Genomic DNA, 22,077 nt, shown 5'->3' on the forward strand with positions numbered 1-22,077 from the left:
ACACCTCGAAAGGACTTTCGCGTGTTCAGCCGCCCCTCCCTCCGCCGGCGCCGCCCCCTCTGGGGAGCCGTCGCCCTGTCCCTCGTCGGCAGCCTGGCCGTCGCAGGATGTAGTTCGGCGGTCGGCCAGGCCGACGCGGGAGCCACCGAGGGTGGCGTCCTCCGGATCGGCGAGGCCCTCGATCTCGTCCCGGCAAGCATCTACGCCGGCGCTCCCGTCCAGGCCGCGGTCACCGGGCTGGTGTACGACACGCTGATCGACTATCCGGCAGACGGCCTCGACGCGGAACCGCATCTGGCGACGGCCTGGGAGATCGCACCCGACGGGCTGTCCGCCCGCATCACTCTGCGCGACGACGTGACCTTCCACGACGGACGCCCGATGACCTCCGAGGACGTCGAGTTCAGCATCCGCACCTACGCGGATCCCCAGCGCGCCGGCCAACTCGCGCGCACCGCGGCCCTCATCACCGGTTACGACACGAGCGACCCGCACGCACTCGTGCTCACCCTCGCGCAGCCGGCAGCGAACCTGCTCGACCTGCTCGACATCGTCCCGATCATCGACCGCCACTCCATCGCGGACTTCGAGACCGGCACCTCCTACAACGGCACCGGTGCTTTCCGGTTCACCGAGTGGAAACCCGGCACGTCGATCACCTTCGACGCGAACGACGAATACTGGGACGGGGCACCGAACCTCGACGGCGTGGAGATCGTGATCGTGCCCGACGCGCAGACGCGCATCTCGCAGCTGCGGTCCGGCCAGCTCGACCTGCTCCTCACCGTCTCCCCACGCGACGCCGACCAGCTCGGGGCCGACCCCAACTTCCGGATCGTCGACCAGGCGGGGGTCGAACGCACCTGGTATCTCGGCGCCGACGTCGGATCGTCCGGCCTGAGCGACGTGCGTGTGCGCCAGGCCATCGCCTACGCCGTCGACCGCAACCGGATCCTCGACGACGTCTATCGCGGACACGGCGACGTCGGCAACCTGCCGTGGCCCGAATACTCCCCGGCATACGACGCCGAACTGAATTCGACCTACACCCTCGACCAGGATCGGGCGCGGGCGCTGGTCGCGGAGGTCGGGGAGATCCCGGTCATCCCCCTCTCCTACGCCACCGGATCGATCGAAGCGGAATCGACGGCCCAGATCATCCAGGCCGACCTCGCCGCCGTCGGCATCGACACCACCCTGGTGCCGCTCGACGGTGCCACGAGCCTGAAGAATCTGATCGGCGGCACCTTCGGAGGACTGTGGGTCTACGGCCACACCTACGCGCAGTACACCCCGGCCACCCTGCCGACCAGCGCGTTCCCGTTCAACGCCTACAAGAACACCTCCAACTTCGTCGACCCGGACTACCAGCGGGCCGTCGACACGGCATGGCGGATACCCGATCCCCGCAGCGCCGAGGCCGAGGACGCCTATCGCGCCCTCAACGCCGAACTGCTCGACAACGTCTTCGTCATCGGACTGCACAACGCCACCGGTTTGCTGGCGACCACCTCCGATCTCCACGACTTCGGCTGGTCCAAGAAAGCGGAGCTCGATCTGAGCGACGCCTATCTGGGCGGGTGACGCGAACATGGTGCGCTACAGCCTCCGCCGTCTGCCCTCCGCGCTGGTCGTCCTCGCCGTGGGATCCGTGGTGATCTTCACGCTGCTGCGGCTGGTGCCGGGAGATCCCGCCCTGGTTCTCGCCGGACCGGATGCTTCCCCGGAAGCACTGGCGGCCCTGCGAGCCGAACTCGGTCTCGACGGATCGCAGATCGCCCAGTACTTCACGTGGCTCGCCGGCATCGTCACCTTCGATCTCGGGCGTTCCCTCGTCCTCGGCGGTGACATCGGCGCTCTCCTGCTCGGTGCCCTGGGCAACACCCTGGCGCTGGCCGGCGCCGCCCTGCTGGTGGCACTGCTGATCGCGTTCACCCTCGCCACCGTGTCGGTGATCGTCGACCGAAAATGGTTGAACAGTCTCGTCACCGCGTTCGGGACCGTCGCCGTGGCCATCCCCAACTTCGTGACCGGGGCGGTACTCGTCGTACTGTTCGGTGTCGTCTGGGCCGTGCTGCCCGCCGGCGGCATTCCGCGCAGGGGACTGCTCGACGATCCCGGGATCTCGGTGCAGTACCTGCTGCTGCCCGCGGTGTGCCTCGCTCTGCCCATCGCCGCGGCCCTGACCCGCTTCCTCACCGAGTCACTGCGCAGCCAGATGGCCGAACCCTATGTGACCACTGCACGGGCGCTGGGCATTTCGCGTCGACGCATCGTCCTCACCCAGGTGCTCCCCAATGCCCTGCCCGCGACGATCACCGTGCTCGGCATCCAGATCGGCCATCTGATCGGCGGGGCCGTACTCGTCGAGGCGATCTTCGCCTGGCCCGGGCTCGGGCACCTCATCGAGCGGGCGATCGCCAGTCGCGACTACCCGGTGGTGCAGGTGATGCTGTTGTTCTCCGTGGCACTGTTCGTCGTGATCCAGCTCGTCACCGATCTCGTCAACGCCACGCTCGACCCGCGGATCCGATTGGGAGACACCACATGAGCACCGCCATCTCCGCACGGCCCGAGGATTCGGTCGACGACCGGGACAGCAGATGGGCCGCGCTGGCCGGTGGCCGCGGGCTCGTCGGTGTGGTGCTGGTGGGGCTGGTCGCCGCGGCCGGTCTGCTCGCCCCGTGGATCGCACCGTACGCACCCGACGCGCAACTCGCCGGCGCCACCCTGCTCCCGCCGAACGGTGATCACCTCCTCGGCACCGATTCCGTGGGCCGCGACATCCTGTCGCGCACCCTGTACGGCATCCGGGTCGACCTGCTCGTCATCTTCCTCGCCGTCCCCGCCGGCGCGGTGATCGGTTCGGTGCTCGGCTTGGCATCGACCCGCTTCGCCCTGCTCGACACCGCCCTCCAGCGCGCCTTCGATCTGATCCTGGCCTTCCCCACGATCATCCTGGCGATCGCGCTGACCATGGTCGTCGGACCCGGGATGTGGACGATCGGAGCGGTGATCGTGCTCGCCGAGATCCCCGTCTTCGGCCGGCTGACCCGAACCTCGGTCCTCACCGTCCGGCAGGCGCCCTACGTCGAGGCCGCACGCACGGTGGGCGCGAGCGAGGGGTGGATCCTGCGCCGTCACGTGCTGCCCAACAGCCTCGAACCGCTCACCGTGCAGCTCGCACTCGCGATGTCGGTGGGAGTGTTCATCGAAGGCGCGATGAGCTTCCTCGGCCTCGGTATCACCCCACCCACTCCGTCGCTCGGCTCCCTCATCAAGGAGGGCACCCAGAATGCCTACCACTCACCGTTGTTCGTCGCCGGACCGCTCGCCGTGGTCGTCGTCCTGGTTCTCGGACTGCTGTTGATCTCGCAATCCCTCGCTGCCCGCTCACGTCGGCGATGAGCCGGTTCTCCGACCGCAAGGAATCTCCCGTGTCCCCTGCACTTCTCACCGTCCGCGACCTGCACATCGACTTCGGTACCGGCACACCCGCCGTCGCCGGTGCCTCCTTCGAGATCCATCCCGGCGAGATGGTGGCCATGGTCGGCGAGTCGGGCTCCGGAAAATCCATGACGGCCCGCGCGATCCTCGGACTGCTCCCCGAAAGCGCCGGCACCACCGGATCGATCGTTCTCGACGGCACCGAGATCCTCGGCGCCGAGGAGAGCGAGCTGAATCGGTTGCGCGGCACGAAGGTCGCGTTGATCTTCCAGGAACCGCAGAGTGCTCTGAATCCGGTGCGCCGTATCGGATGGCAACTGCGCGAGGCGTTCCGCGCGCACCGGTCGCTGTCGAAGGCCGATGCGCGCCGCGCCGCGATCGATCTGCTCGAGCAGGTCGAGATCCCCGATCCGCATCGGCGGGTGGACTACTTCCCCCACCAGTTGTCCGGCGGGCAGAAGCAACGGGTCGCGATCGCGCTGGCACTGGCCGGCGAGCCCGGCCTGCTGGTCGCCGACGAGCCGACCACCGCTCTCGATGTCACGGTGCAGGCCGAGATCCTGGCTTTGCTCGACCGGATCCGGCACCGGACCGGGATGGGCGTCCTGCTCATCACCCACAACATGGGTGTGGCCGCCCGCTACGCCGATCGCGTGCTGGTGATGCGGCACGGATCGGTCGTCGAAACCGGCAGCGTCCATTCACTGTTCGCCGCACCCGAACACCCCTACACCCGGACGCTGCTGGCGTCGGTGCCGCGACTGCCCGAACCGGGAACCACTGCTGCAGTCGAATCCGGCGGGTTCGACGAGACCGTCCTCGCGTTCGAGGACGTCACCGTCACCTATCCGGCACGGCACGGCACTCCGGCCTTCTCGGCCGTGGACGGGGTCCGTCTCACCGTCCGACGTGGGGAGGTGCTCGGGCTGGTCGGCGAATCGGGTTCGGGTAAGACCACGCTCGGGCGGGCCGCTCTCGGACTCGTTCCGGCGAGTGCCGGGCGGGTGGTGTTCGACGGTCACGATCTCGGCACCCTGTCCGCGCGCGAGATCCGGGAGATCAGACGCACTGTCGCGGTCGTCCAGCAGGATCCGGCCGCCTCGCTGGACCCGAAACTCACCGTCGCGGCGAGCATCCGCGAGCCCCTGGACGTGCACCGGGTGGGCACCGCCGCGGACAGGCGCCGGCGAGTGCTCGACCTGCTCGACGCCGTCCGCCTGCCCGCATCGCTCGCCGGTCGCTTCCCGCACCAGCTCTCCGGTGGGCAGAAGCAGCGGGTCGTGCTGGCGCGGGCCCTCGCGCTGGGGCCCCGCTTGCTCGTCGCCGACGAACCCACCAGCGCGCTCGACGTGTCACTGCAGGCCGAGATGCTCGACCTGTTCACCGAGATTCAGCGCGAACTCGGATTCGCCTGCCTGTTCATCAGTCACGACCTGGCCGTCGTGCACCGGGTCGCCGATCGCGTGGCGGTGCTGCACTCCGGATCGGTGGTCGAGGTCGGGCCTGTGGGGTCGGTGTTCTCCACACCCCGCGAAGCGTACACGAAGGCGTTGCTCGCAGCGGTCCCCGATCCCGATCCGCCCGTCCGGCAGCAGGCAGCCGAGCCCGTGGCGGTCTGACACCGGACATACCCCGCCGGAAGCGCTTCGGAAAACGTCAGAGGCGCTTCAGGAAACTGAAGAAGCCCGGGGTGTGCACCTCGCGCAGGCGGGTGAGCTTGCGGTAGGAGATCAGCCAGACACCGTCGACCTTGCGGTACTCCTCGTGGTAGTGACCCCACCCGTGGAGCGACTCCTCGACACCGTCGTTGTCCCACCACAACTGATCCTCCATCGCCCAGATCCCCCGGGCGGTGGTGTCGGATTCGAGGACGATCTCCGGGCAGTGACCGTGATGTGCCGAGGTGACCGGCACCGGGCCGTCGAGGAAGTTGCTGATGGCGCGGGTGAGCGGCTCGCGGCCGACCACGCGGCCGGCTTCCTCACCGGTGCGCGGTTGCTTGTCGCTGGGGAGCCCACCCCAGGTCTCGCTCACCACGTCCTCGGTGTGCAGGGTCGGATACAGCTCCCACTGCTTGGTGTCCATCACGCGCAGACGTGCCGAGAAGACCTGCTGGATCTGGTGGATGGCCAGGAGTTGTTCGGCCGCAGACAAAGTGATCATCGGGACGCCTTCGCGAGCAGCTCACGAGCCGCTGCGCTGCCGTCGAGCAGTCGCGCGGTGCGGCGCTTGATCTTCCAGCGTCCGTCGAGACGCGCGAGCTCGAAGCGGTTGGCCGTCACCCGCCATACCCGGTAGGAGTCGGAATCGTCGAGGTTGCGGCGCAGCAACAGCGAGTGGCAGGTCGCGACGGCGGTGTCGCCGTCGACCCGGATGTGGACCGGGTCGAGCAGATGGCCGCATCCTTCGTTGATGTAGTCCTGGTGGGGCCGGGTGCGCACCATCTCGGTGATCGCGTCACGGCCTTCCATCACCCGGATGTCGATGTCGTAGACGGCATCTTCGGCCCACAGCTCCCCGACCGCGTCGGCGTCGCCGGCGTCGACGGCCGGACCGTAGGCCGTGAGCACCTCGTGGATGGCAGCCTTGTCCTCGAGGAGCTGCACCCGCTCGAGGAGCGAGGCCACCAGGTCTGCGGTGTCGGTCATGTCGATCCTTCCGGGACGAGCGGTCACGGTGAGGGCATCACTGTGCTGTCCGTCTCTTTGTACCGAGGGCCGGTGCCCCCTGCCCCGGCCGTCCCGTTGAACGGAAATATCGGTGCGCGCTCACATCACAGCTGGGACTGTTCGACGTACCACACCTGCACACCGCGCAGGTCGCTCCGTTCGGCGGAGCACACCCCCTCCACGCAGACCCGGCTGGTCAGCAGCCGATTCCAGGAAGAGTCACCGTCATGGGTCAGGTATTGGACAGGATCATGCAGCACGCGGACGAGATCCGCGCCGAGGGTATCGAAGGCGACAAGATCATGCGCCTCACCGACACCACCGCGAAGCGCCTGCGTGACTCCGGCATCATCCGCACCTTCCAGCCGAAAGAGTACGGCGGTTTCGAAGGCCACCCGCGCGAGGCGGCCGAGACCATCATGGCTCTCGGTGCGCTCGACGGCGCCACGGGCTGGGTCGCCGGCATCGTCGGTGTCCACCCCTGGGAGCTCGCCTTCTTCGATCCCAAGGCTCAGGAGGAGATCTGGGGCGACGACAACGACATGTGGATGGCGTCGCCGTACGCACCCATGGGTGTCGCCGTGCCGGTCGACGGAGGCTACATCCTCAACGGCCGCTGGTCGTTCTCGTCGGGCACCGACCACTGCGGCTGGGTCATGATCGGCGCCGCCGTCGGTGACAAGGACGGCAACCGCACCGGCAAGGTGCTGCACGTCGTGCTCCCCCGCTCCGATTACGAGATCGACCAGGACAGCTGGAACGTCATCGGCCTGCGCGGTACGGGCTCGAAGGACCTCATCGTCAAGGACGCCTTCCTTCCGGAGCACCGCACGATCGACGCCGATATCGTCCTCAGCGGGAACGGCTGGCGGCACGCGGGTCGCGACGAGACGCTGTACAAGTTCCCGTTCTCGTACATCTTCCCGCTCGGCATCACCTCGTCGCTGATCGGCATGACCGAGGGTGCGCTGGCCTGCTACATCGCAGCGCAGAAGGAGCGCGTCCAGGTCTCCGGTGTCCCCATCAAGGAGGACCCCTACGTTCTGTTCGCGATCAGCGAGGCCGCCTCCGAGATCTCCGCATCGCGACTCGCGCTGCTCGAGACCGTCGACCGCTTCTGGGACAAGACGGACCGCGGTGAGGAGATCAGCTTCGAGGAGCGCGCCATCGGGCGTCGCACCCAGATCTCGGCCGCGTGGCGCGCTGTGCGGGCGATGGACGAGATCTTCGCGCGTGCCGGCGGTGCAGCGGTGCACCTGAAGACTCCGATGCAGCGTTTCTGGCGTGACGCGCACGTCGGCCTGACGCACGCCATCCACGTGCCCGGCATGATCTACCACTCCGCGGCCCTGACGCAGCTCGGTGGCGACCCGCAGGGTCCCTACCGCGCAATGATCTGATCCCCTTCCACTTTCGAGGACGATGACATGACTGAACTGAGAGGTCTCGGCTACCTCCGCATCCAGACGCAGGACGTGCCGCGCTGGCGCGCCCTGCTCCTCGACGGGCTCGGCATGGCCGAGGGATCCGGCCCTGAGCCGGAGGGTTTCTACGCCCGTATCGACGAACGTCGCTCCCGCATCCAGGTGCTGCCCGGCGAGTCCGACAAGGCTCTGGCCGTGGGCTGGGAGGTGCGTGACGAGTTCGCGCTCGAGCGGGTGCGCGAGGCCGTCGAGAAGTCGGGACGCGCCGTCGAGGTGCTCTCGCGCAAGGAAGCGACCTATCTCGACGCAGAGGGCGCCATCGCGTTCCAGGATCCGGCCGGCACCCGCCTGGAGGTCTTCTACGGGCCCGTGCTCGACCACAGCCCCGTGGTGACCCGTTTCGGCGGGCGCTGGGTGACCGGTGGCCTCGGCCTCGGCCACGTGGTGCTGCCCACCGCGAACTTCGGCGAGACGTACGACTTCTACACGCAGGTGCTGGGCTTCCTGCCGCGCGGTTCGATCCGGCTCGACGAGGAGGGCCTCGTACGCGTGCGCTTCCTCGGCATCAACGAGCGCCACCACAGCCTCGCGCTGTGCCCGGCCCCGCCGACGGAGGAGCCCGGCCTGGTGCACCTGATGACCGAGGTCGACACCCTCGATGCGGTCGGCCAGGCGCTGGATCGGGTGAACAAGCTCGATTTCTCGATCTCGTCGACGCTCGGCCGTCACACCAACGACAAGATGATCTCGTTTTACGTCCGGGCGCCCGGAGGCTGGGATCTCGAGTTCGGTACCGAGGGCATGCTCGTCGACGAGCGGCACTACACGTCCGAGGAGATCACCGCCGACGCGTACTGGGGCCACGATCAGTCGGGCTCCGAGCCGCTGAAGGCGTTCATCCCGCCGACTGCCTGATTTCCCCGGCCTCTCGGCCCGTTCGGAAGATGCACCGCGACCCTGGTCGCGGTGCATTTTTCGTTCTTCCTGAAATTCGTTCTTTTCGTCGAGCGCTTCCGGCGCTACAGTCTTAGGCATTATTGATCGGTCGATCAATCACCGCACGACACACCTCGGAGAAGAACATGTCCGAAGTACTCGACAGCCCCTCGTCCGTCATGGGGCGCGTCAGCCTGCTGCTCGAACCGTTCCGCGACACCGACGGCCTGACCTTGACGGAACTGTGCCGACGCACCGGCTTCCCCCGGTCGTCCGCTCACCGGATGCTCCTGCAGCTGGTGCGGGTCGGGTGGATGCGGCGCAGCGGCACCACCTACCACCTGGGCCCGAAGATCGTCGAGCTCGGAGCCCTCGCGCAGGCCCACGACCGGATCCACAGCGCGGCCCTGCCCGCGATGTACGACCTGCACCGCGATACCGGATTGGTCGTCCACCTGACGGTTCTCGACGGCGATCAGCTGGTCTACCTGGAAAAAGTCAGCGGCATCAGGGTGGCCGACAGCTCGTGGGCGGGTCAGCGCAGGCCGGCCGAGGAGACCGTCGCCGGACTGGCACTGCTGGCCCACCGCGACGGAACGCACGCCGCACTCGAGGCCGGGAGCGGGTGCTCGGTCGTCGACGGTGCCGTGCAGGGAGGCACGTGCTTCCGCCACGTGGTGGCGACGTTCTCGGCCGGAGACGGAGAAATCGCCGCACTGTCGCTGGCCGGACCGGCCGAGGCGATCCCCGAGGACGCCGGCCGCAGGGTGCGGCGCGCGGCCGACCATCTCGCAGTGACGCTGGCCACGTAAGCCCCGCTCCTGTTACAGTCGCATCATTGATTGATCGATCGATCAATAGATCGATGCGCCCCTGCCCGCCCCGTCGATGGAGGATTTCGTGACACGTACCGACGACTTTCCGGACGCCGTCATCGCCCGCGTGGCCGGACTTCTGGACGAGTTCCACACCGGCGATCGCCTCACCCTGTCCGAACTGTCGACGCGCACGGGCCTGCCGCGCTCGTCCACCCACCGCCTGCTCACCCAGCTCGCCGAGCACGGTTGGGTGAGCAAGCGTGGCAAGGCCTACGCCCTCGGGCGCACTCCTCTCGAATGGGGAGCGCTGGCACGCAATCACGACCGTCTGCACCGGGCGGCCAATCCCGTCCTGCACGACCTGTATTCGGCGACGGGCCTCGTCGTCCACCTGGCCGTGCTCGACGGCGGCGACATCCGCTACGTCGACAAGGTCGGACGCAGCCCGCTTCCGTTGCCCTCGCGTATCGGCGGACGGATGGCGGCCCACCGCACCGCACTCGGCAAGGCTCTTCTCGCCCACACCCGGCTCGACACCGCGCGCAGCCTGACCGGATGCACGCCCGGCGGCGGCGCACGCATCGAGAACCTGCTGCCCCGCACGGAGATCGCCCGCATTCGCGAGCGGCACATCGCGCACGAGCGCGAGGAGTCCGTGCCGGGCGTCGCATGCGTCGCGGCACCGATCGGCAACGGCCGGACCTGTGTGGGAGCACTGTCCGTCACGGGTCCGATCGACAACGTCGACACCGTCGGCCTGGCCACTCCGGTCCGTCTCGCGGCGCGCGCCGTGTGGCGCACGCTGTCCCAGAACGAACCGCAGCGGCACGTCGGCTGACCGGTCGAGGGGTCAGCGCACCAGGGCCTGACCCCCGTCCACCGGCAGCGAATGCCCGGTGATGTACCGGGCGGCGTCGCTGCAGAGGAAGACCACGGCGGGGCCGATGTCGGTCTCCGGATCACCCAGCCGGCCGAGCGGAATCGAACGCGCATAGGCTTCGGCTTCGTCCGGTTCGCGCACGGCCCACTCCTGCATGGCAATCGAGTCGGCCAGCGGGAGAATGCAATTGACGCGAATGCCGTCGCCTGCCCATTCGCATGCGGCGGTGCGGGTGAGCACCCGGATCGCTTCCTTCGCGGCCGCATATCCGCCCGTCCCCGAGGGGTTCCAGCGGATACCGGCCGCCGATCCGAGATTGACGATCGAGCCGCCGTCACGAAGATGGGGATGACACGCGCGCATCATCCGCCAGGTCGCGGTGGGCCCGGATTCCATACCGCCGCGGTAGACGGCTTCGTCGAGTTCGAGCAGCGTTCCCGGCGCCGGCGACTGCGCATTGTTCACCAGGATGGACAGCCCACCGAACTCCTGCACCACATCGGAAATGGTCGCGTCCACCGCCGCCGCATCGGTCACGTCGCACACGTACGGTACGGCGCGGCCCCCGCGATCGACGATCTCCACCGCGGTGGCTCCGATCGTCTCCGCGGTGCGTCCCACGACGGCCACCGATGCGCCCGCGGCCGCGAGCGCGAGGGCGATCCCCCGGCCGATGCCCTGGCCCGCTCCGGTCACGAGGGCGGTCCTGCCCGCCAGCGGTGTTGCGGGAACGATCGGGTCCATCCGGGACACGGCCATGCATACTCCTGAAGACGTGAAAGACGTGAACTCCATTGATCGGTTGATCAATGGGTGTGGCACAATACGGTCCGAGAACAGGCCTGCCCTGGCCTTACGAGAGGACGACGGTGGACCCGCACGAGCGAAAACGGCAGATACTCGACCGGTCGGCGGAGATCTTCGCCCGCAAGGGCGTGACCGCCACCACCATCCGTGAGATCGCGGACGCGGTGGGCGTCTACTCCGGGGCGCTCTACCACTACTTCCCGTCCAAGGAAGCGATCGTCACCGAACTCATCCGCGAGTACATCACCGATCTCAACGAGCGATGCCGCGAGGTGCTGGCGCGATCACTGCCGCCTGTCGAGCGGCTCGTAGCGCTCACCGAAATTGCCCTGGAGACCTCCGAGGACTATCACGGAGCGACCTCCATCTGGCGACGCGAAGGCGAGTACATGCGCGAGCGCGTCGTCGAGGCGGACATGGTCTCCTCGGCCGATGCCATGGAAGTCGCGTGGCGCGAAGCCATCCGGGACGGTATCGCCGAAGGCGTGTTCCGCACGGACATCGACCCCGAGGCCTTCCGGGAACTGATCTACGACGCGGTCTGGCACGCCTCGCGCTGGTACCGGCCCGGACCGAACCGCACCCTCGCCGGTCTCGCGCGCACCATCGTGTCGGTGTTCGTCGACGGGTTCCGCCGCCGCGACGTGTGATCCGTCCCGCCGCGTGCAGCGGGACGGATCATCGGATCACTCCGCCGAACCGGCGAGGTTCTCCTCGACCTCCTTGTGCCACGACTCGAGTGCGCGGGAGGTGTCCACCTCGAACTCGAACCGCTGCGTCATCTCGGGCGTGACGTCCTCGAGGTCGACGTAGAACTGGCTGTACCAGCGACGCAGCTGGTAGACCGGGCCGTCCTCCTCGGTGAGGAGCGGATTCTCGATGCGGGACTTGTGCTTCCAGATCTCGATGTCCTGCGCGAACTGCTCCTCGAGGCCGTCGGTGAACATCTTCGCCATCTCGGCGGCCTGCTCTTCGGACATGCCTTCGATCTTCTTGACGATCGTGCCGAACTGCAGCACGAACGAGTTGTTCGTGACCGGGTAGTGGCAGTTGATCAGCTTCGACTCGATGGTCGTGCCCTCGGAGACCGTGTAGATCGTGTCCAGCATGAAGGACGGACCGTAGTAGAAGGCATCCGAGATCGTCTGCGCCTCGGGCAGATCCATCTGCACACCGGTCTTGATGTCGTCACGCCCGTAGGAGCGCATGTGCTGTCCGGCGATGTGCCCGTCGAAGACGTTCTTGAAGTACTCGGGCATCTGGAAGTGCACGTAGAAGAAGTGCGCCATGTCGACGACGTTGTCGACGATCTCGCGGCAGTGCGAACCCTCGACGTGGATGGTCGTCCACGTCCAGTCGCTCCACTGACCGTCCTCGTAACCTTCGATCTCGGGGATCGCGAGTTCCGGGGTGGGCTCGCTGCCCTGCGGGCAGTGCCAGACGAACAGAACGCCGTTGCGCTCCATCGTCGTCCATGCCTTGGTGCGGCCGAGCTTCGGGGTACGGCGGGCGTAGGGAACGGCCTCGCAACGACCCTGGCCGTTCCAGCGCCAGTCGTGGAACGGGCAGGCGATGGTGTCGCCCTTGATCTCGCCGCGCGCGAGGTTGCCGCCCATGTGCCGGCAGAAGGCGTCGAGCACGTGCAGCTTTCCGGCCGTATCGGCGAAGACCACCAGGTCGGTGCCGAACACCTTGACCTGGTGCGGCTTTCCGTCACGGAAATCCTTGGCAAGGCCGATGCAGTGCCATCCACGCGCGAAACGGGTGGGGTTCGTGCCGGCGTCGATGTTGCGGATCTCGATCCGCTCCTGGGGGACGGTCATGGTTTCTCCATAGAGGCTGGGGCTGAAGAGGGGTGAACGCGAACGGCAGTCACCGGGCTGAGGTGACAGCCTCCGTGGAAGCGAGAGGCGCGATTGCCGGATCGACTCGATGGCTGGGTCGGATCAGCCCGTCGGAGACAGCCTCGTCCACGGTGCGGTCGAGAGCCTCGCAGCGCATCACGTAGGAGCCGTTGTCGACGGCAGCGGCGGCCGCGATCTCGCGGCACGACTGCCGGGCCTCCTCGGACCACTGGATGCTGGTGTGAGCGGGGCTGTACTTCGCGACGAGCACGCGAGCGTCACAGGTGTGACAGGCGAGCGACTGCATTGTTGCCGGTTCCCTTCCTCGGATGGCCCGAGACTAGGTCCGTGATGTGTCCGGCAACACAGTTTTTCAGCCCAGCGGAACAACGCGCGGATCCGGCTCGTGGCGCGGCAGCCGGACCCGGAAGGTCGAGCCGGCTCCCGGGTCCGATTCCACCTCCACCTTTCCGTCGTGCGCGGCGACCAGTGCAGCGACGATCGACAACCCCAGGCCGCTGCCGCCCGACGCCCGGGTCCGCGAGGAGTCGGCCCGGTAGAAGCGTTCGAACACGCGCTCCCGGTCCTCCGGTGCGAGGCCCGGCCCGGTGTCCGCCACCTCGAGGATCACATCCGATTCGGTCGTCCCGACCCGCACCGTGACGTCCGCATCGGGCGGGGTGTGGGTGAGCGCGTTGGTGACGAGGTTGCCGAGCACCTGACGCAGACGCGCGTCGTCGCCGAGCACCTCGGGGGTTCCCGGACCGTCGGTGACCTCGAGTTCGATCCGGCGATCCGGTGCGACGGCCCGCGCGCCGTGCACCGCGTCGGCGGCCACCGCGAGCAGATCCACCGGGGCGCGCTCGAGCGGCCGCTGTTCGTCGAGCCGCGCGAGCAGGAGCAGGTCTTCGACGAGCAGGCTCATGCGCCGGGCCTCGCGTTCGATGCGGTCGAGCAGCATGCCGGTGTCGGTGCTCGCACCCTGCCGGTACAGCTCCGCGAAACCTCGGATGGTGGTGAGCGGGGTGCGCAGTTCGTGTCCGGCATCGGCGACGAAGCGGCGCATCTTCTCCTCGGAGCGGCGCGCCGACTCCTCCGAGGCCGCGGTCGCCGCGAATGCCGTTTCGATCTTGCCGAGCATCGCGTTGAGGGTCACCGACAACCGGCCGATCTCGGTGCGCGGATCCCGTTCGGGGACACGCTCGCTCAAGTCGCCGTCCGCGATGGCCGCGGCGGTGCGTTCCACCTCGTCGAGCGGACGAAGACTTCGGCGCACGACGAAGCCACCGGCCAGGGCGAGCGCGACGAGCACCCCGGCGCCGATGCCGGCCTGCAGCACCACGAGACGGTTCACGGTGTCCTCGGTCTCCGCGAGACTCATCCCCACGGTGGTCACGACCCCACCGGCACCCTCCGTGTTCAGCACACGCCAGTCGTGGTCACCACCATCGGCGGAGCCGACCGTGACCGGACCCGCGGTCGCGCCCTCCGGAACGTCGGGTGCCGTGGACTGGTCGTTGACCACCGCGAGCACCTGTCCGTCCGCAGCGGTGACCCGGACGTAGAACGGGCTCGGCGGACGCTGCGAACTCGGGGTGCCCGGTGTGGACACCGGCGGCGGGGGCGGGCCCTCGGGACGCGCCCACGTGCGGGCCGCCTCCTCGAGATCCCGGTCGACGCGCGACAGCAGCGAGTTCTGCAGCGCGGACGTGACGGCCACACCCGATGCGAGCAGTCCGACGGCCGACAGCACCACCAGCGCCGCCACCAGCGTCCACCGCAGTGGAAGCGCCCGCAGCCGGGTCACGTGCGTGGTTCCCGCATCACGTAACCGACGCCGCGGACGGTGTGGATGAGAGGCACCTCGCCGGTGTCCACCTTGCGGCGCAGATACGACACATACGACTCGACCACGCCGACCTCACCTCCGAAGTCGTAGTTCCACACGTGCTCGAGGATGCGGGGTTTGCTCAGCACCGTGCCGGCATTGACCATGAGATAGCGCAGCAACGTGAACTCGGTGGGCGACAACGACACCGCCTTGCCCGCCTTGAACACCTCGTGGGTGTCCTCGTCGAGCACCAGATCGGCGAAGGTGATGCGGGAGCTGCGTTCGGTCTCACTCCCCTTTCCCGCCCGGCGCAGGATCGTGCGCAACCGGGCGACGACCTCCTCGAGGCTGAACGGTTTGGTGACGTAGTCGTCGGCACCGAGGGTCAGTCCCGCGACCTTGTCCTCGACGGCGTCCTTCGCGGTCAGGAACAGCACGGGCGCATCCGAACCGTCCGCCCGCAGGCGGCGCAACATCCCCATACCGTCCATGCCGGGCATCATCACGTCGAGGATCACCGCGTCGGGCCGGAAACGGCGGGCCTTGTCGAGTCCTTGGGCTCCGTCGCTCGCGGTCTCGACCTCGAATCCCTGGAATTTCAGGCTCACGGACAGCAGCTCGACGATGCTCGGTTCGTCGTCGACGACGAGCACGCGCGCCTCGGGAGTTCGGTCGGCCATACCTCGATTGTCACGGGTCGAACTGGTGTACCGCTCGAGGTTTCCTGGCAAGTTCCTGTGAGTGGCCCCCGCTCGCCGGCCGTCGCCGGTTGACAGGAAACTGCCAGCAAACCTCCACGGAACCTCGAGACGGCGAGTGTGTGCTGGACGCGTGAACCACGGCTATCAGCAGACCGCGAGCAGGCTGCACGCGTTCAACAGGTACGAGATCAAGTACTTCGTCGACGAGATGAGGGTGCCGGAACTGCGACGCGAACTCGCCGCGCGCATGGATTCCGATCCACACTCGCCGCACGGGGGCTACCCCGTGACGTCGCTCTATTACGACACCGCCGATCTGCGCTTCTACTGGGAGAAGATCGAGGGTCTGAAGTTCCGGCGCAAGGTCCGGATGCGCCTGTACGGGGACCCGGCCGAATGCACGGACGGCACGCCCGTGCAGGTCGAAATCAAGCAGCGCGTCAACCGTGTCACGCAGAAACGGCGCATCGCTCTGCCCTACCGCGACGCTCGGCGCTGGCTCGACGGACGCGAGGAGATCGACTGCGACGACCTGCAGCGGCCCTTCGTCCACGAGGTGAGCACTCTGGTGGGCAATCTGGACCTGCGGCCGATCGTCACCACGGGTTACCTTCGGGAGGCATTCGTCGGACGCGACGCCGACCTCGGCCTGCGCGTGACGATCGACCACAAGGTGCACGGCCGCGACCGCGACTTCCACTTCGCGTCGGGCGCGGAGAACCGTTTCATCATCCCGCCGAAGCTGGCGATCGTCGAACTCAAGGCCAACGAACGCGTGCCCTACTGGGCCACCGATCTCACGGCCCGGCTCGACATGTCGGTGGTGCGGGTGTCGAAGTACTGCCAATCGGTCGAGGCGTTCGGCCTCGCTCCGCGTTCACGTTTCGGCTCTCCCGAGCTCTCTCTCCGAGGACAGTGATGAATTTCGATTTCCAGGATCTCAGCGGCACGTTCACGACCTTCGACATCGTCGTTTCGCTGACGTTGGCCTTCGTGCTCTCGAGCGTGATCGCCTGGGTATACCGCTACACCCACAAGAACGTCTCCTACAGCCAGTCCTACGTGCAGACGCTGGTGCTGTGCGGCATGATCATCAGTCTCATCATGCTGGTGGTCGGCTCCAACATCGCCCGCGCCTTCGCCCTCGTCGGCGCCCTGTCGGTGATCCGTTTCCGCAACGCCATCAAGGAAACCCGCGACGTCGGGTTCATCTTCCTGGTGATGGCCGTCGGCATGACCACCGGTACCCGCTTCTACGTCCTCGCCGTCGCGGCGACCATCGCCATCTGCCTGGTGCTGCTGATCATGAACAAGTTCGACTGGTTCAAGCTCGATATCCGCCGTCAGGTGGTCAAGGTGCAGGTACCTCCGGAGCCGGAGTACAGCTCGATGGTCGAGGACGTGCTCATCGAGCACTGCAGCGAATACGAACTCGTGTCCACCGAATCCGTCCGGGGCGGCGCCCTGACCGAGTTGTACTACACGGCCCGGCTGAAGAAGGGGATCACCTCCGGCCGACTCGTCTCCGCTCTGAGCGCGGTGAACACCGGACAGCGGGTGACCGTGCTGACCGGATACGACCAGACGGATCTGTGATGAGCACGCCTGTCCCACCCCGGCGCCGGTTACGGCACCGGATACCCACATCCCTGCGGCAGCACTGGAAGCTGCCCGTGGCGTTCATCGCGTTCGTCGCGGTCGTCGCGACGGTGTTCGGTTCGACGAGGGTGCGTCCCTACATCACCGGTGATGCAACGATCATCGCCTCCGAGATCACCCGGAACGTCACGGGCACAGTCGATCTGTTCGATGCCTCCGTCACCCACGAGTTGTCGATCGAGATCGGCGACGCCGAGTACGACGACATGATCTCCGCGTTCCGGAAGAACGGTGACAAGAAGTGGATCAACGCTTCCGTCGTCATCGACGGCACGCGGATCGACGATGCCGCGGTACGGCTGAAAGGCAACTCGACGCTCATGGGTCTGCGCGGAGAGTCGCCGTCCGAAGGGTTCGCACCTCCCGACGGCATGGAACCTCCCGGGGGCATGCAACCACCCCCGGGCATGGAGCCGCCCGAGGGCATGCAACCACCCGAGGGCATGCAGCCACCCGCAGGATTCGAGGTTCCCGGCGGGTTCGACCCCGGCCAGGGTCCACCCGGCATGGGTGGAACGACTCAGGTGATACCCGACGACCCGACCTCTCTTCCGCTGCTCATCAGTTTCGACGAGAACGTCGAGGGTCGCGCCTATCAGGGCATGACCGAACTGTCGGTCCGTCCCGGTTCTCCGGTGCTCAACGAGGCGATGGCCTTGTCGCTCACTGCCGAAACCGGCCAGCCCACCCAGCGTTACGCGTACACGGTGTACTCCGTCAACGACAGCTCGAGTACGACGCGGCTGGTACTCGAACACCCCGATGCCGGCTACGCCGACTCGCTGTTCGATTCGGACGGTTATCTCTACAAGGCGGACGCGTCCTCGCGGTTCGAGTACATCGGCGACGACCAGTCGGACTACGCCGACCAGTTCACGCAGATCAACGCCACCGATTCGGGCACCCTGCAGCCGATCATCGACTTCCTGAAGTGGCTGGACTCGGCCGACGCCGCCGAGTTCGACGCGCACCTGGCCGACCGGGTGGACGTCGACTCGTTCGCCCGTTACGTCGCCACCCAGAATCTGCTCGTCAACACGGACGACATGAGCGGCCCGGGCCAGAACTACTACCTCTGGTACGACCTCGGAACCGAGAAGCTGTCGGTGATCTCGTGGGATCTGAATCTCGCCATGCAGGGCGACGCGACCGTCGGCCCACACGACACTCTCACGATGGGACCGGGAGGGATGCCGGGCGGTGGGGACGGCGAAAGCGGCGGCCCCCGGGGAGGCAACACCCTGAAGACCCGATTCCTCGCCTCGGACGCCTTCGCATCCCTGTACGAGGACGCCTACCGCGACCTGTTCGAGCAGATCTACGGCAGTGGACGGGCGCTCGACGTGCTCGACGAGGTGGCCGCATCCGTTCCGACCTCCGACGGACTCACCGCAGAGGCTCTGCAGCAGAGCGTCGACTCGATGCGCTCGTGGATCGAACAGCGCATACTGTCGGGCCATGACCTCTGAAGAGATCCTGCTCGTCGAGCAGCGCGACGCCGTGCGCATTCTCACCTTCAACCGGCCGGACGCACGAAATGCTCTGAGTTCCCGGCTCATCGATCGGTTGCGTGCCGAGCTGGCCGCGGCGGACGCCGACGACGAGACGAGTGTCGTCGTCCTCACCGGCACAGATCCGGCTTTCTGCGCCGGACTCGACCTGCAGGAACTCGGTGCGAACGGGGGCAATCTCTCGCTGATCTCGGATCCGGAGATCCCCGTCGGCCACCCGTGGACGCCACTGGCCAAGCCGGTGATCGGCGCGGTGAACGGCGCTGCGATCACCGGGGGCCTGGAGATGGCACTGGCCTGTGACTTCCTCATCGCATCCGAACGCGCGCGCTTCGCCGACACCCATGCCCGCGTCGGCGTCCTGCCGGGCTGGGGGCTGACCTACCGTCTTCCCGCCGCGGTGGGTCCGGGCTTCGCCCGGCGCATGAGCCTGTCCGGCAATTTCGTGAGCGCCGAGGAGGCCCTGAATGTGGGCCTCGTGACCCAGGTCGTCGCGCACGACGAACTGCTCGACACCGCCCTGGAGGTGGCCCGGACGATCGCCGGCAACGACCAGCCGGGCGTGCGCGCGTTGCTGTCGTCGTATCGACGGGCCGAAGGGCACCTCGCCGAACCCGCTCTGCGCGTGGAGCAGGAGACCTCGGAGGCGTGGATGCGGGAGTTCTCTCCCTCCCGGGTCGCCGAGCGACGTTCCGCGGTGATCGAACGCGGAAAAGCCCAAAACGCCCATACGTAACGGAATTCCGGGCCAATCGGACATCAAGATCACGAAGCGATCACAGCTGGGGAAAGTGGTTAACGGGTCGCGCGACACGTGCGACGTATGGGGCGGAAGTGAACTTATCCTCCCCGGATCGCTCACCTCCGCACGCCCGCCGGGCGTGCCCGTCCACATCTATTCAGGAGGTATTCCCATGCTGCTCGGTTCTCTCGCCGCCACCGTCGGTGCCGCCCTCGCCGGTCTTCTCACTCCGGTTCTCGGCCTGCTCGCAGGCCTCGGCGTCGTTCTCTGACAGCCGCACAGGTCGATCCCGCGCCCGCGCTCCCCTGCGTGCGGGCGCGGGTTCGCCCCTATTCGGATGACTCCGGATCCACCTCGGGTGTCCGGAAAAGCGGTTCCTCCTCGCGCTTCTCCGCCATCCGCTTCTCGAACTCCTGCTTCTCCCGCTCCGCCATCTCGGGGTCGACGTCTTCGCCCGAGGGCATGGGTCCGGGATCCGTGCCGGGCGCACCGGGGCCGGGGTCTGCCGCGTCGATCTCGTTCGAGCCGGTGTTCTTGATAGGGAGAAACGGTTCCATGCCGGCCATGGCTGCGGATTCCCCGCCGGGGCCCGGGCAAACAACCGTTCGCACACTCCGCTACTGCGGCAACGGAACGTTCTGCAGCCGCAACTGACCGCGCGCGAGCACCGTGCCCGTCGCCTCATCGGCGATGATCACCAGCCACAACTGCTGAGTCCGGCCCTGCTGCAGCGGTTCTGCCGTCACCGACGCGCGGCAGCCCGTCGTCGAGCGCAGGAAATCGGTCGAATTGTTGACACCGACCGCGAACTGCCCGCGATCGAGCACCGCCGCGCTCGCGCCGATACTGCCGGCACTTTCCACGATGGTCGCGTAGAGGCCACCGTGCACGACACCCCACGGGGTGTGATGATCGGGCCCCAGATCGACATAACCGGTCACCTTCGTCCCGGTGGCCTCCTCGACTACGAAGCCGCTCGCCTCGACGAACCGGCTGGGCGCCTTGCGGCCGTAACCCTCGATCGACATGCGGTTCTCGGCAGTTTCGGTCATGACAACTCCTCACTCGTCTGACTTCTACTTCCACAGTTAGCCATCCCGGACCGCTGACTGTCAATGATCAAGCCAGCTACGATGTGTTCATGCAGTGGCTCGACTACAGCACCGACAACTGCTCGGTCCAGCGCACCATGGACGTCATCGGCGAGAAGTGGACGATGATCGTCCTGCGCGAGGTGTTCAACGGCGTTCGCAGATTCGAGCAGATGCGCCGTCACACCGGCATCTCCGATCCGGTGCTCTCGGCCCGCCTCCGTACCCTCGTCGACGCCGGCATCCTCGATACCGTCCCCTATCGCGAAGAGGGCCGCCGCACACGCAACGAATACCGTCTCACCGAGAAGGGCCGCGATCTCTACCCCATCCTCGTCGCCCTCCTGCAGTGGGGAGACAAGTACTGCGCCGACCCCGACGGCCCCTCCCTGGTCATCGAACACCGCGAGTGCGGCGCTCCCGTCGAGGCTGTCGTGCAGTGCGCACACGGGCACGGCCCGCTCCGTCCGGCCGAGGCCCAGACGCGTCCCGGGCCCACAGCGCAGAAGCTCGCCGAGGACCCCACCCGATAGCGAACGCCGATTTTCCGGCACCGGCGGGTGTCGACGGCGACACAGTGGGTACTCCCGGACCAGCGTCCAACTCGGACGCATGTCCGATTCCGAACTACACAGGAGGAATGCACATGCTTCTCGGTTCTCTCGCACTCACTCTCGGCGGTCTGCTCGGGGCACTCGGCATCATCCTCTGAGGCAGCGCGACGCCGCGCCCGCACCCGAACGTGCGGGCGCGGCGCGCTTCTCGATGAGTTTCGCCGTCGGCACGGGTCGATACGGTCAGCACCCGAATCACCCAGGAGCCGACATGACCGAACCTCTGACCAGCATGCTCGACGTCCCCGGAGCGACACTCGCCTACGATGTCCGTCCGGTCGCCGGAGATGCCATCCCCCTCGTTCTCGCGGCGTCTCCCATGGACGCAAGTGGTTTCACCACGTTGGCGTCTCTTTTCGACGACCGGACGGTGGTCACCTACGATCCGCGCGGAACGGGCCGGGGCACACGTATCGACACCTCGATGCAGTCCACCCCCACACTGCACGCCGACGATCTGTACCGGCTCCTCACCGAACTCGATATGGGGCCCGTCGATCTGTTCGCCACCAGCGGTGGCGCGGTCAACGCCCTCGAATTCGTGTCGCGGTACCCGGAGCAGGTGCGCACGCTCGTCGCGCACGAACCGCCGCTCGTCGAACTGCTGCCCGATCGAGCTCACGCCGAAGCAGTGCGCGACGACATCCACGACACCTATCACCGCAGCGGCGCCGGGCCGGCCATGGCCAAGTTCATCGCGCTGATCAGCTACGAAGGTGAGTTGACCGCCGACTATCTCGACCGTCCCGCCCCGAACCCGGCCGACTTCGGCCTGCCCACCGAGGACGACGGAAGCCGCGACGACGCACTGCTGAGCCAGAACTGGTTGTCGTGCACGGGCTACCGTCCCGACTTCGACGCGCTCGCGAAGGCGCCCACACGTATCGTTGTCGCCGGCGGCCGCGAGTCCACCCGCCAGTGGTGCGGCCGCACCGCGGCGGCCTTGGCCGCCCGGCTCGGCACCGACCTCGTCCTCCTCCCGGGCGATCACGGTGGCTTCATGGGTGAGGAGATGGGTATGCCCGGCGACCCCGAGGCCTTCGCGGTCACGCTCCGCGAGGTGCTCGAGCCGAGTCGCGTGTAGAGCACCGGATCCGCATACT

General features: G+C 67.3%; 24 protein-coding genes. 15 read left to right on the forward strand and 9 right to left on the reverse strand.

The genetic code is table 11. From position 1 onward, the window contains the following. Nucleotides 1–21: 21 nt before the first annotated feature. From MOM01_RS07775 to MOM01_RS07790, 4 genes are read left to right on the forward strand one after another with little or no spacing between them, the layout of a single operon-like run. The gene (locus MOM01_RS07775; RefSeq protein WP_241384830.1) at nt 22–1,584 is read left to right on the forward strand and encodes an ABC transporter substrate-binding protein; all 1,563 of its coding nucleotides are present in this window, start codon (nt 22–24) and stop codon (nt 1,582–1,584) included. A 7-nt stretch (nt 1,585–1,591) separates the two neighbouring features. After that, the gene (locus MOM01_RS07780; RefSeq protein WP_241384831.1) at nt 1,592–2,551 is read left to right on the forward strand and encodes an ABC transporter permease; all 960 of its coding nucleotides are present in this window, start codon (nt 1,592–1,594) and stop codon (nt 2,549–2,551) included. Next, nucleotides 2,548–3,408 carry an ABC transporter permease gene (locus MOM01_RS07785; RefSeq protein WP_241384832.1) on the forward strand — a complete coding sequence of 287 codons (861 nt, stop codon included), beginning with the start codon at nt 2,548–2,550 and terminating at the stop codon, nt 3,406–3,408. Before MOM01_RS07780 ends, MOM01_RS07785 begins: the two co-directional genes overlap by 4 nt. Further along, nucleotides 3,405–5,066 carry an ABC transporter ATP-binding protein gene (locus MOM01_RS07790; RefSeq protein ID WP_277609376.1) on the forward strand — a complete coding sequence of 554 codons (1,662 nt, stop codon included), beginning with the start codon at nt 3,405–3,407 and terminating at the stop codon, nt 5,064–5,066. The genes MOM01_RS07785 and MOM01_RS07790 overlap by 4 nt, the downstream gene beginning before the upstream one ends. Nucleotides 5,067–5,103: 37 nt before the next feature. On the opposite strand, the gene MOM01_RS07795 is transcribed toward MOM01_RS07790, so the two are convergent. Together MOM01_RS07795 and MOM01_RS07800 are read right to left on the reverse strand one after the other, a co-directional pair. After that, nucleotides 5,104–5,610 (reverse strand): nuclear transport factor 2 family protein, encoded by a 507-nt coding sequence (locus MOM01_RS07795; protein ID WP_241384834.1) that lies wholly within the window; start codon nt 5,608–5,610, stop codon nt 5,104–5,106. Then, nucleotides 5,607–6,095: a nuclear transport factor 2 family protein gene (locus MOM01_RS07800; protein WP_241384835.1), complete on the reverse strand. Its 489-nt coding sequence runs from the start codon at nt 6,093–6,095 to the stop codon at nt 5,607–5,609. Before MOM01_RS07800 ends, MOM01_RS07795 begins: the two co-directional genes overlap by 4 nt. Nucleotides 6,096–6,343: 248 nt before the next feature. Between MOM01_RS07800 and MOM01_RS07805 the strand changes: the two genes are divergently transcribed. The 4 genes from MOM01_RS07805 to MOM01_RS07820 all read left to right on the forward strand — a co-directional run bounded on the left by MOM01_RS07805 (nt 6,344) and on the right by MOM01_RS07820 (nt 10,132). Further along, on the forward strand, nt 6,344–7,516 hold the full coding sequence (locus MOM01_RS07805) for an acyl-CoA dehydrogenase family protein (RefSeq protein WP_241384836.1): 1,173 nt from the start codon (nt 6,344–6,346) through the stop codon (nt 7,514–7,516). A gap of 27 nt (nt 7,517–7,543) precedes the next feature. Then, complete coding sequence (gene bphC / locus MOM01_RS07810) at nt 7,544–8,455, forward strand: biphenyl-2,3-diol 1,2-dioxygenase (protein WP_241384837.1); 912 nt, start codon at nt 7,544–7,546, stop codon at nt 8,453–8,455. A gap of 167 nt (nt 8,456–8,622) precedes the next feature. Then, complete coding sequence (locus tag MOM01_RS07815) at nt 8,623–9,288, forward strand: IclR family transcriptional regulator (RefSeq protein WP_241384838.1); 666 nt, start codon at nt 8,623–8,625, stop codon at nt 9,286–9,288. An 88-nt stretch (nt 9,289–9,376) separates the two neighbouring features. Continuing rightward, entirely contained in the window at nt 9,377–10,132 is a 756-nt protein-coding gene (locus tag MOM01_RS07820; protein WP_374112280.1) for an IclR family transcriptional regulator, read from the forward strand. Nucleotides 10,133–10,144: 12 nt separating this feature from the next. Here the strand turns inward: MOM01_RS07820 and MOM01_RS07825 are convergent, their stop codons facing one another. Further along, nucleotides 10,145–10,933 (reverse strand): SDR family NAD(P)-dependent oxidoreductase, encoded by a 789-nt coding sequence (locus MOM01_RS07825; protein WP_241384839.1) that lies wholly within the window; start codon nt 10,931–10,933, stop codon nt 10,145–10,147. Nucleotides 10,934–11,043: 110 nt separating this feature from the next. On the opposite strand from MOM01_RS07825, the gene MOM01_RS07830 reads away from it, so the two are divergent. After that, nucleotides 11,044–11,631 (forward strand): TetR/AcrR family transcriptional regulator, encoded by a 588-nt coding sequence (locus tag MOM01_RS07830; RefSeq protein WP_241384840.1) that lies wholly within the window; start codon nt 11,044–11,046, stop codon nt 11,629–11,631. Nucleotides 11,632–11,667: 36 nt separating this feature from the next. On the opposite strand, the gene MOM01_RS07835 is transcribed toward MOM01_RS07830, so the two are convergent. From MOM01_RS07835 to MOM01_RS07850, 4 genes are all read right to left on the reverse strand, one after another. Next, complete coding sequence (locus MOM01_RS07835; RefSeq protein ID WP_241384841.1) at nt 11,668–12,804, reverse strand: Rieske 2Fe-2S domain-containing protein; 1,137 nt, start codon at nt 12,802–12,804, stop codon at nt 11,668–11,670. A gap of 49 nt (nt 12,805–12,853) precedes the next feature. Then, nucleotides 12,854–13,132, reverse strand: a complete 279-nt coding sequence (locus MOM01_RS07840; RefSeq protein ID WP_241384842.1) for a hypothetical protein — start codon at nt 13,130–13,132, stop codon at nt 12,854–12,856. A gap of 66 nt (nt 13,133–13,198) precedes the next feature. Next, entirely contained in the window at nt 13,199–14,632 is a 1,434-nt protein-coding gene (locus tag MOM01_RS07845; RefSeq protein ID WP_241384843.1) for a sensor histidine kinase, read from the reverse strand. Further along, on the reverse strand, nt 14,629–15,336 hold the full coding sequence (locus MOM01_RS07850) for a response regulator transcription factor (RefSeq protein WP_241384844.1): 708 nt from the start codon (nt 15,334–15,336) through the stop codon (nt 14,629–14,631). The genes MOM01_RS07845 and MOM01_RS07850 overlap by 4 nt, the downstream gene beginning before the upstream one ends. A gap of 151 nt (nt 15,337–15,487) precedes the next feature. On the opposite strand from MOM01_RS07850, the gene MOM01_RS07855 reads away from it, so the two are divergent. Genes MOM01_RS07855 through MOM01_RS07870 form a run of 4 tightly spaced genes read left to right on the forward strand, consistent with a single transcriptional unit; the run spans nt 15,488 to nt 19,263 of the window. Continuing rightward, nucleotides 15,488–16,276 carry a polyphosphate polymerase domain-containing protein gene (locus tag MOM01_RS07855; RefSeq protein WP_241384845.1) on the forward strand — a complete coding sequence of 263 codons (789 nt, stop codon included), beginning with the start codon at nt 15,488–15,490 and terminating at the stop codon, nt 16,274–16,276. Further along, a complete protein-coding gene (locus MOM01_RS07860; RefSeq protein ID WP_241384846.1) occupies nt 16,276–16,953 on the forward strand; it encodes a DUF4956 domain-containing protein in 678 nt (225 codons plus the stop codon). Before MOM01_RS07855 ends, MOM01_RS07860 begins: the two co-directional genes overlap by 1 nt. Then, nucleotides 16,953–18,485, forward strand: coding sequence for a CotH kinase family protein (locus tag MOM01_RS07865; RefSeq protein ID WP_241384847.1), 1,533 nt, complete (start codon nt 16,953–16,955; stop codon nt 18,483–18,485). The genes MOM01_RS07860 and MOM01_RS07865 overlap by 1 nt, the downstream gene beginning before the upstream one ends. Then, nucleotides 18,475–19,263 carry an enoyl-CoA hydratase gene (locus MOM01_RS07870; RefSeq protein WP_241384848.1) on the forward strand — a complete coding sequence of 263 codons (789 nt, stop codon included), beginning with the start codon at nt 18,475–18,477 and terminating at the stop codon, nt 19,261–19,263. The genes MOM01_RS07865 and MOM01_RS07870 overlap by 11 nt, the downstream gene beginning before the upstream one ends. A 335-nt stretch (nt 19,264–19,598) precedes the next feature. Here MOM01_RS07870 and MOM01_RS07875 read toward each other — a convergent pair whose 3' ends face one another. Next, nucleotides 19,599–19,835: a hypothetical protein gene (locus tag MOM01_RS07875; protein WP_241384849.1), complete on the reverse strand. Its 237-nt coding sequence runs from the start codon at nt 19,833–19,835 to the stop codon at nt 19,599–19,601. 51 nt (nt 19,836–19,886) lie between these two features. Further along, entirely contained in the window at nt 19,887–20,321 is a 435-nt protein-coding gene (locus MOM01_RS07880) for a PaaI family thioesterase (protein WP_241384850.1), read from the reverse strand. Nucleotides 20,322–20,410: 89 nt separating this feature from the next. Between MOM01_RS07880 and MOM01_RS07885 the strand changes: the two genes are divergently transcribed. Together MOM01_RS07885 and MOM01_RS07890 are read left to right on the forward strand one after the other, a co-directional pair. Further along, complete coding sequence (locus MOM01_RS07885; RefSeq protein WP_241384851.1) at nt 20,411–20,893, forward strand: winged helix-turn-helix transcriptional regulator; 483 nt, start codon at nt 20,411–20,413, stop codon at nt 20,891–20,893. A gap of 292 nt (nt 20,894–21,185) precedes the next feature. Further along, the gene (locus tag MOM01_RS07890) at nt 21,186–22,058 is read left to right on the forward strand and encodes an alpha/beta fold hydrolase (RefSeq protein ID WP_241384852.1); all 873 of its coding nucleotides are present in this window, start codon (nt 21,186–21,188) and stop codon (nt 22,056–22,058) included. Nucleotides 22,059–22,077 lie beyond the last annotated feature (19 nt).

Source organism: Rhodococcus sp. CH91 (assembly GCF_022554085.1).
GTDB lineage: Bacteria > Actinomycetota > Actinomycetes > Mycobacteriales > Mycobacteriaceae > Rhodococcus.

Bases quoted from the DNA above. Each gene is read 5' to 3' on its own strand.
- MOM01_RS07815 (WP_241384838.1), top strand. From the start codon at position 8,623: ATGTCCGAAGTACTCGACAGCCCCTCGTCCGTCATGGGGCGCGTCAGC.
- MOM01_RS07890 (WP_241384852.1), top strand. From the start codon at position 21,186: ATGACCGAACCTCTGACCAGCATGCTCGACGTCCCCGGAGCGACACTC.
- MOM01_RS07850 (WP_241384844.1), bottom strand. From the start codon at position 15,336: ATGGCCGACCGAACTCCCGAGGCGCGCGTGCTCGTCGTCGACGACGAA.
- MOM01_RS07795 (WP_241384834.1), bottom strand. From the start codon at position 5,610: ATGATCACTTTGTCTGCGGCCGAACAACTCCTGGCCATCCACCAGATC.
- MOM01_RS07865 (WP_241384847.1), top strand. From the start codon at position 16,953: ATGAGCACGCCTGTCCCACCCCGGCGCCGGTTACGGCACCGGATACCC.
- MOM01_RS07780 (WP_241384831.1), top strand. From the start codon at position 1,592: ATGGTGCGCTACAGCCTCCGCCGTCTGCCCTCCGCGCTGGTCGTCCTC.
- MOM01_RS07825 (WP_241384839.1), bottom strand. From the start codon at position 10,933: ATGGCCGTGTCCCGGATGGACCCGATCGTTCCCGCAACACCGCTGGCG.
- MOM01_RS07805 (WP_241384836.1), top strand. From the start codon at position 6,344: ATGGGTCAGGTATTGGACAGGATCATGCAGCACGCGGACGAGATCCGC.
- MOM01_RS07800 (WP_241384835.1), bottom strand. From the start codon at position 6,095: ATGACCGACACCGCAGACCTGGTGGCCTCGCTCCTCGAGCGGGTGCAG.
- MOM01_RS07875 (WP_241384849.1), bottom strand. From the start codon at position 19,835: ATGGCCGGCATGGAACCGTTTCTCCCTATCAAGAACACCGGCTCGAAC.
- MOM01_RS07860 (WP_241384846.1), top strand. From the start codon at position 16,276: ATGAATTTCGATTTCCAGGATCTCAGCGGCACGTTCACGACCTTCGAC.
- bphC (WP_241384837.1), top strand. From the start codon at position 7,544: ATGACTGAACTGAGAGGTCTCGGCTACCTCCGCATCCAGACGCAGGAC.
- MOM01_RS07785 (WP_241384832.1), top strand. From the start codon at position 2,548: ATGAGCACCGCCATCTCCGCACGGCCCGAGGATTCGGTCGACGACCGG.
- MOM01_RS07870 (WP_241384848.1), top strand. From the start codon at position 18,475: ATGACCTCTGAAGAGATCCTGCTCGTCGAGCAGCGCGACGCCGTGCGC.
- MOM01_RS07835 (WP_241384841.1), bottom strand. From the start codon at position 12,804: ATGACCGTCCCCCAGGAGCGGATCGAGATCCGCAACATCGACGCCGGC.
- MOM01_RS07840 (WP_241384842.1), bottom strand. From the start codon at position 13,132: ATGCAGTCGCTCGCCTGTCACACCTGTGACGCTCGCGTGCTCGTCGCG.
- MOM01_RS07880 (WP_241384850.1), bottom strand. From the start codon at position 20,321: ATGACCGAAACTGCCGAGAACCGCATGTCGATCGAGGGTTACGGCCGC.
- MOM01_RS07885 (WP_241384851.1), top strand. From the start codon at position 20,411: ATGCAGTGGCTCGACTACAGCACCGACAACTGCTCGGTCCAGCGCACC.
- MOM01_RS07790 (WP_277609376.1), top strand. From the start codon at position 3,405: ATGAGCCGGTTCTCCGACCGCAAGGAATCTCCCGTGTCCCCTGCACTT.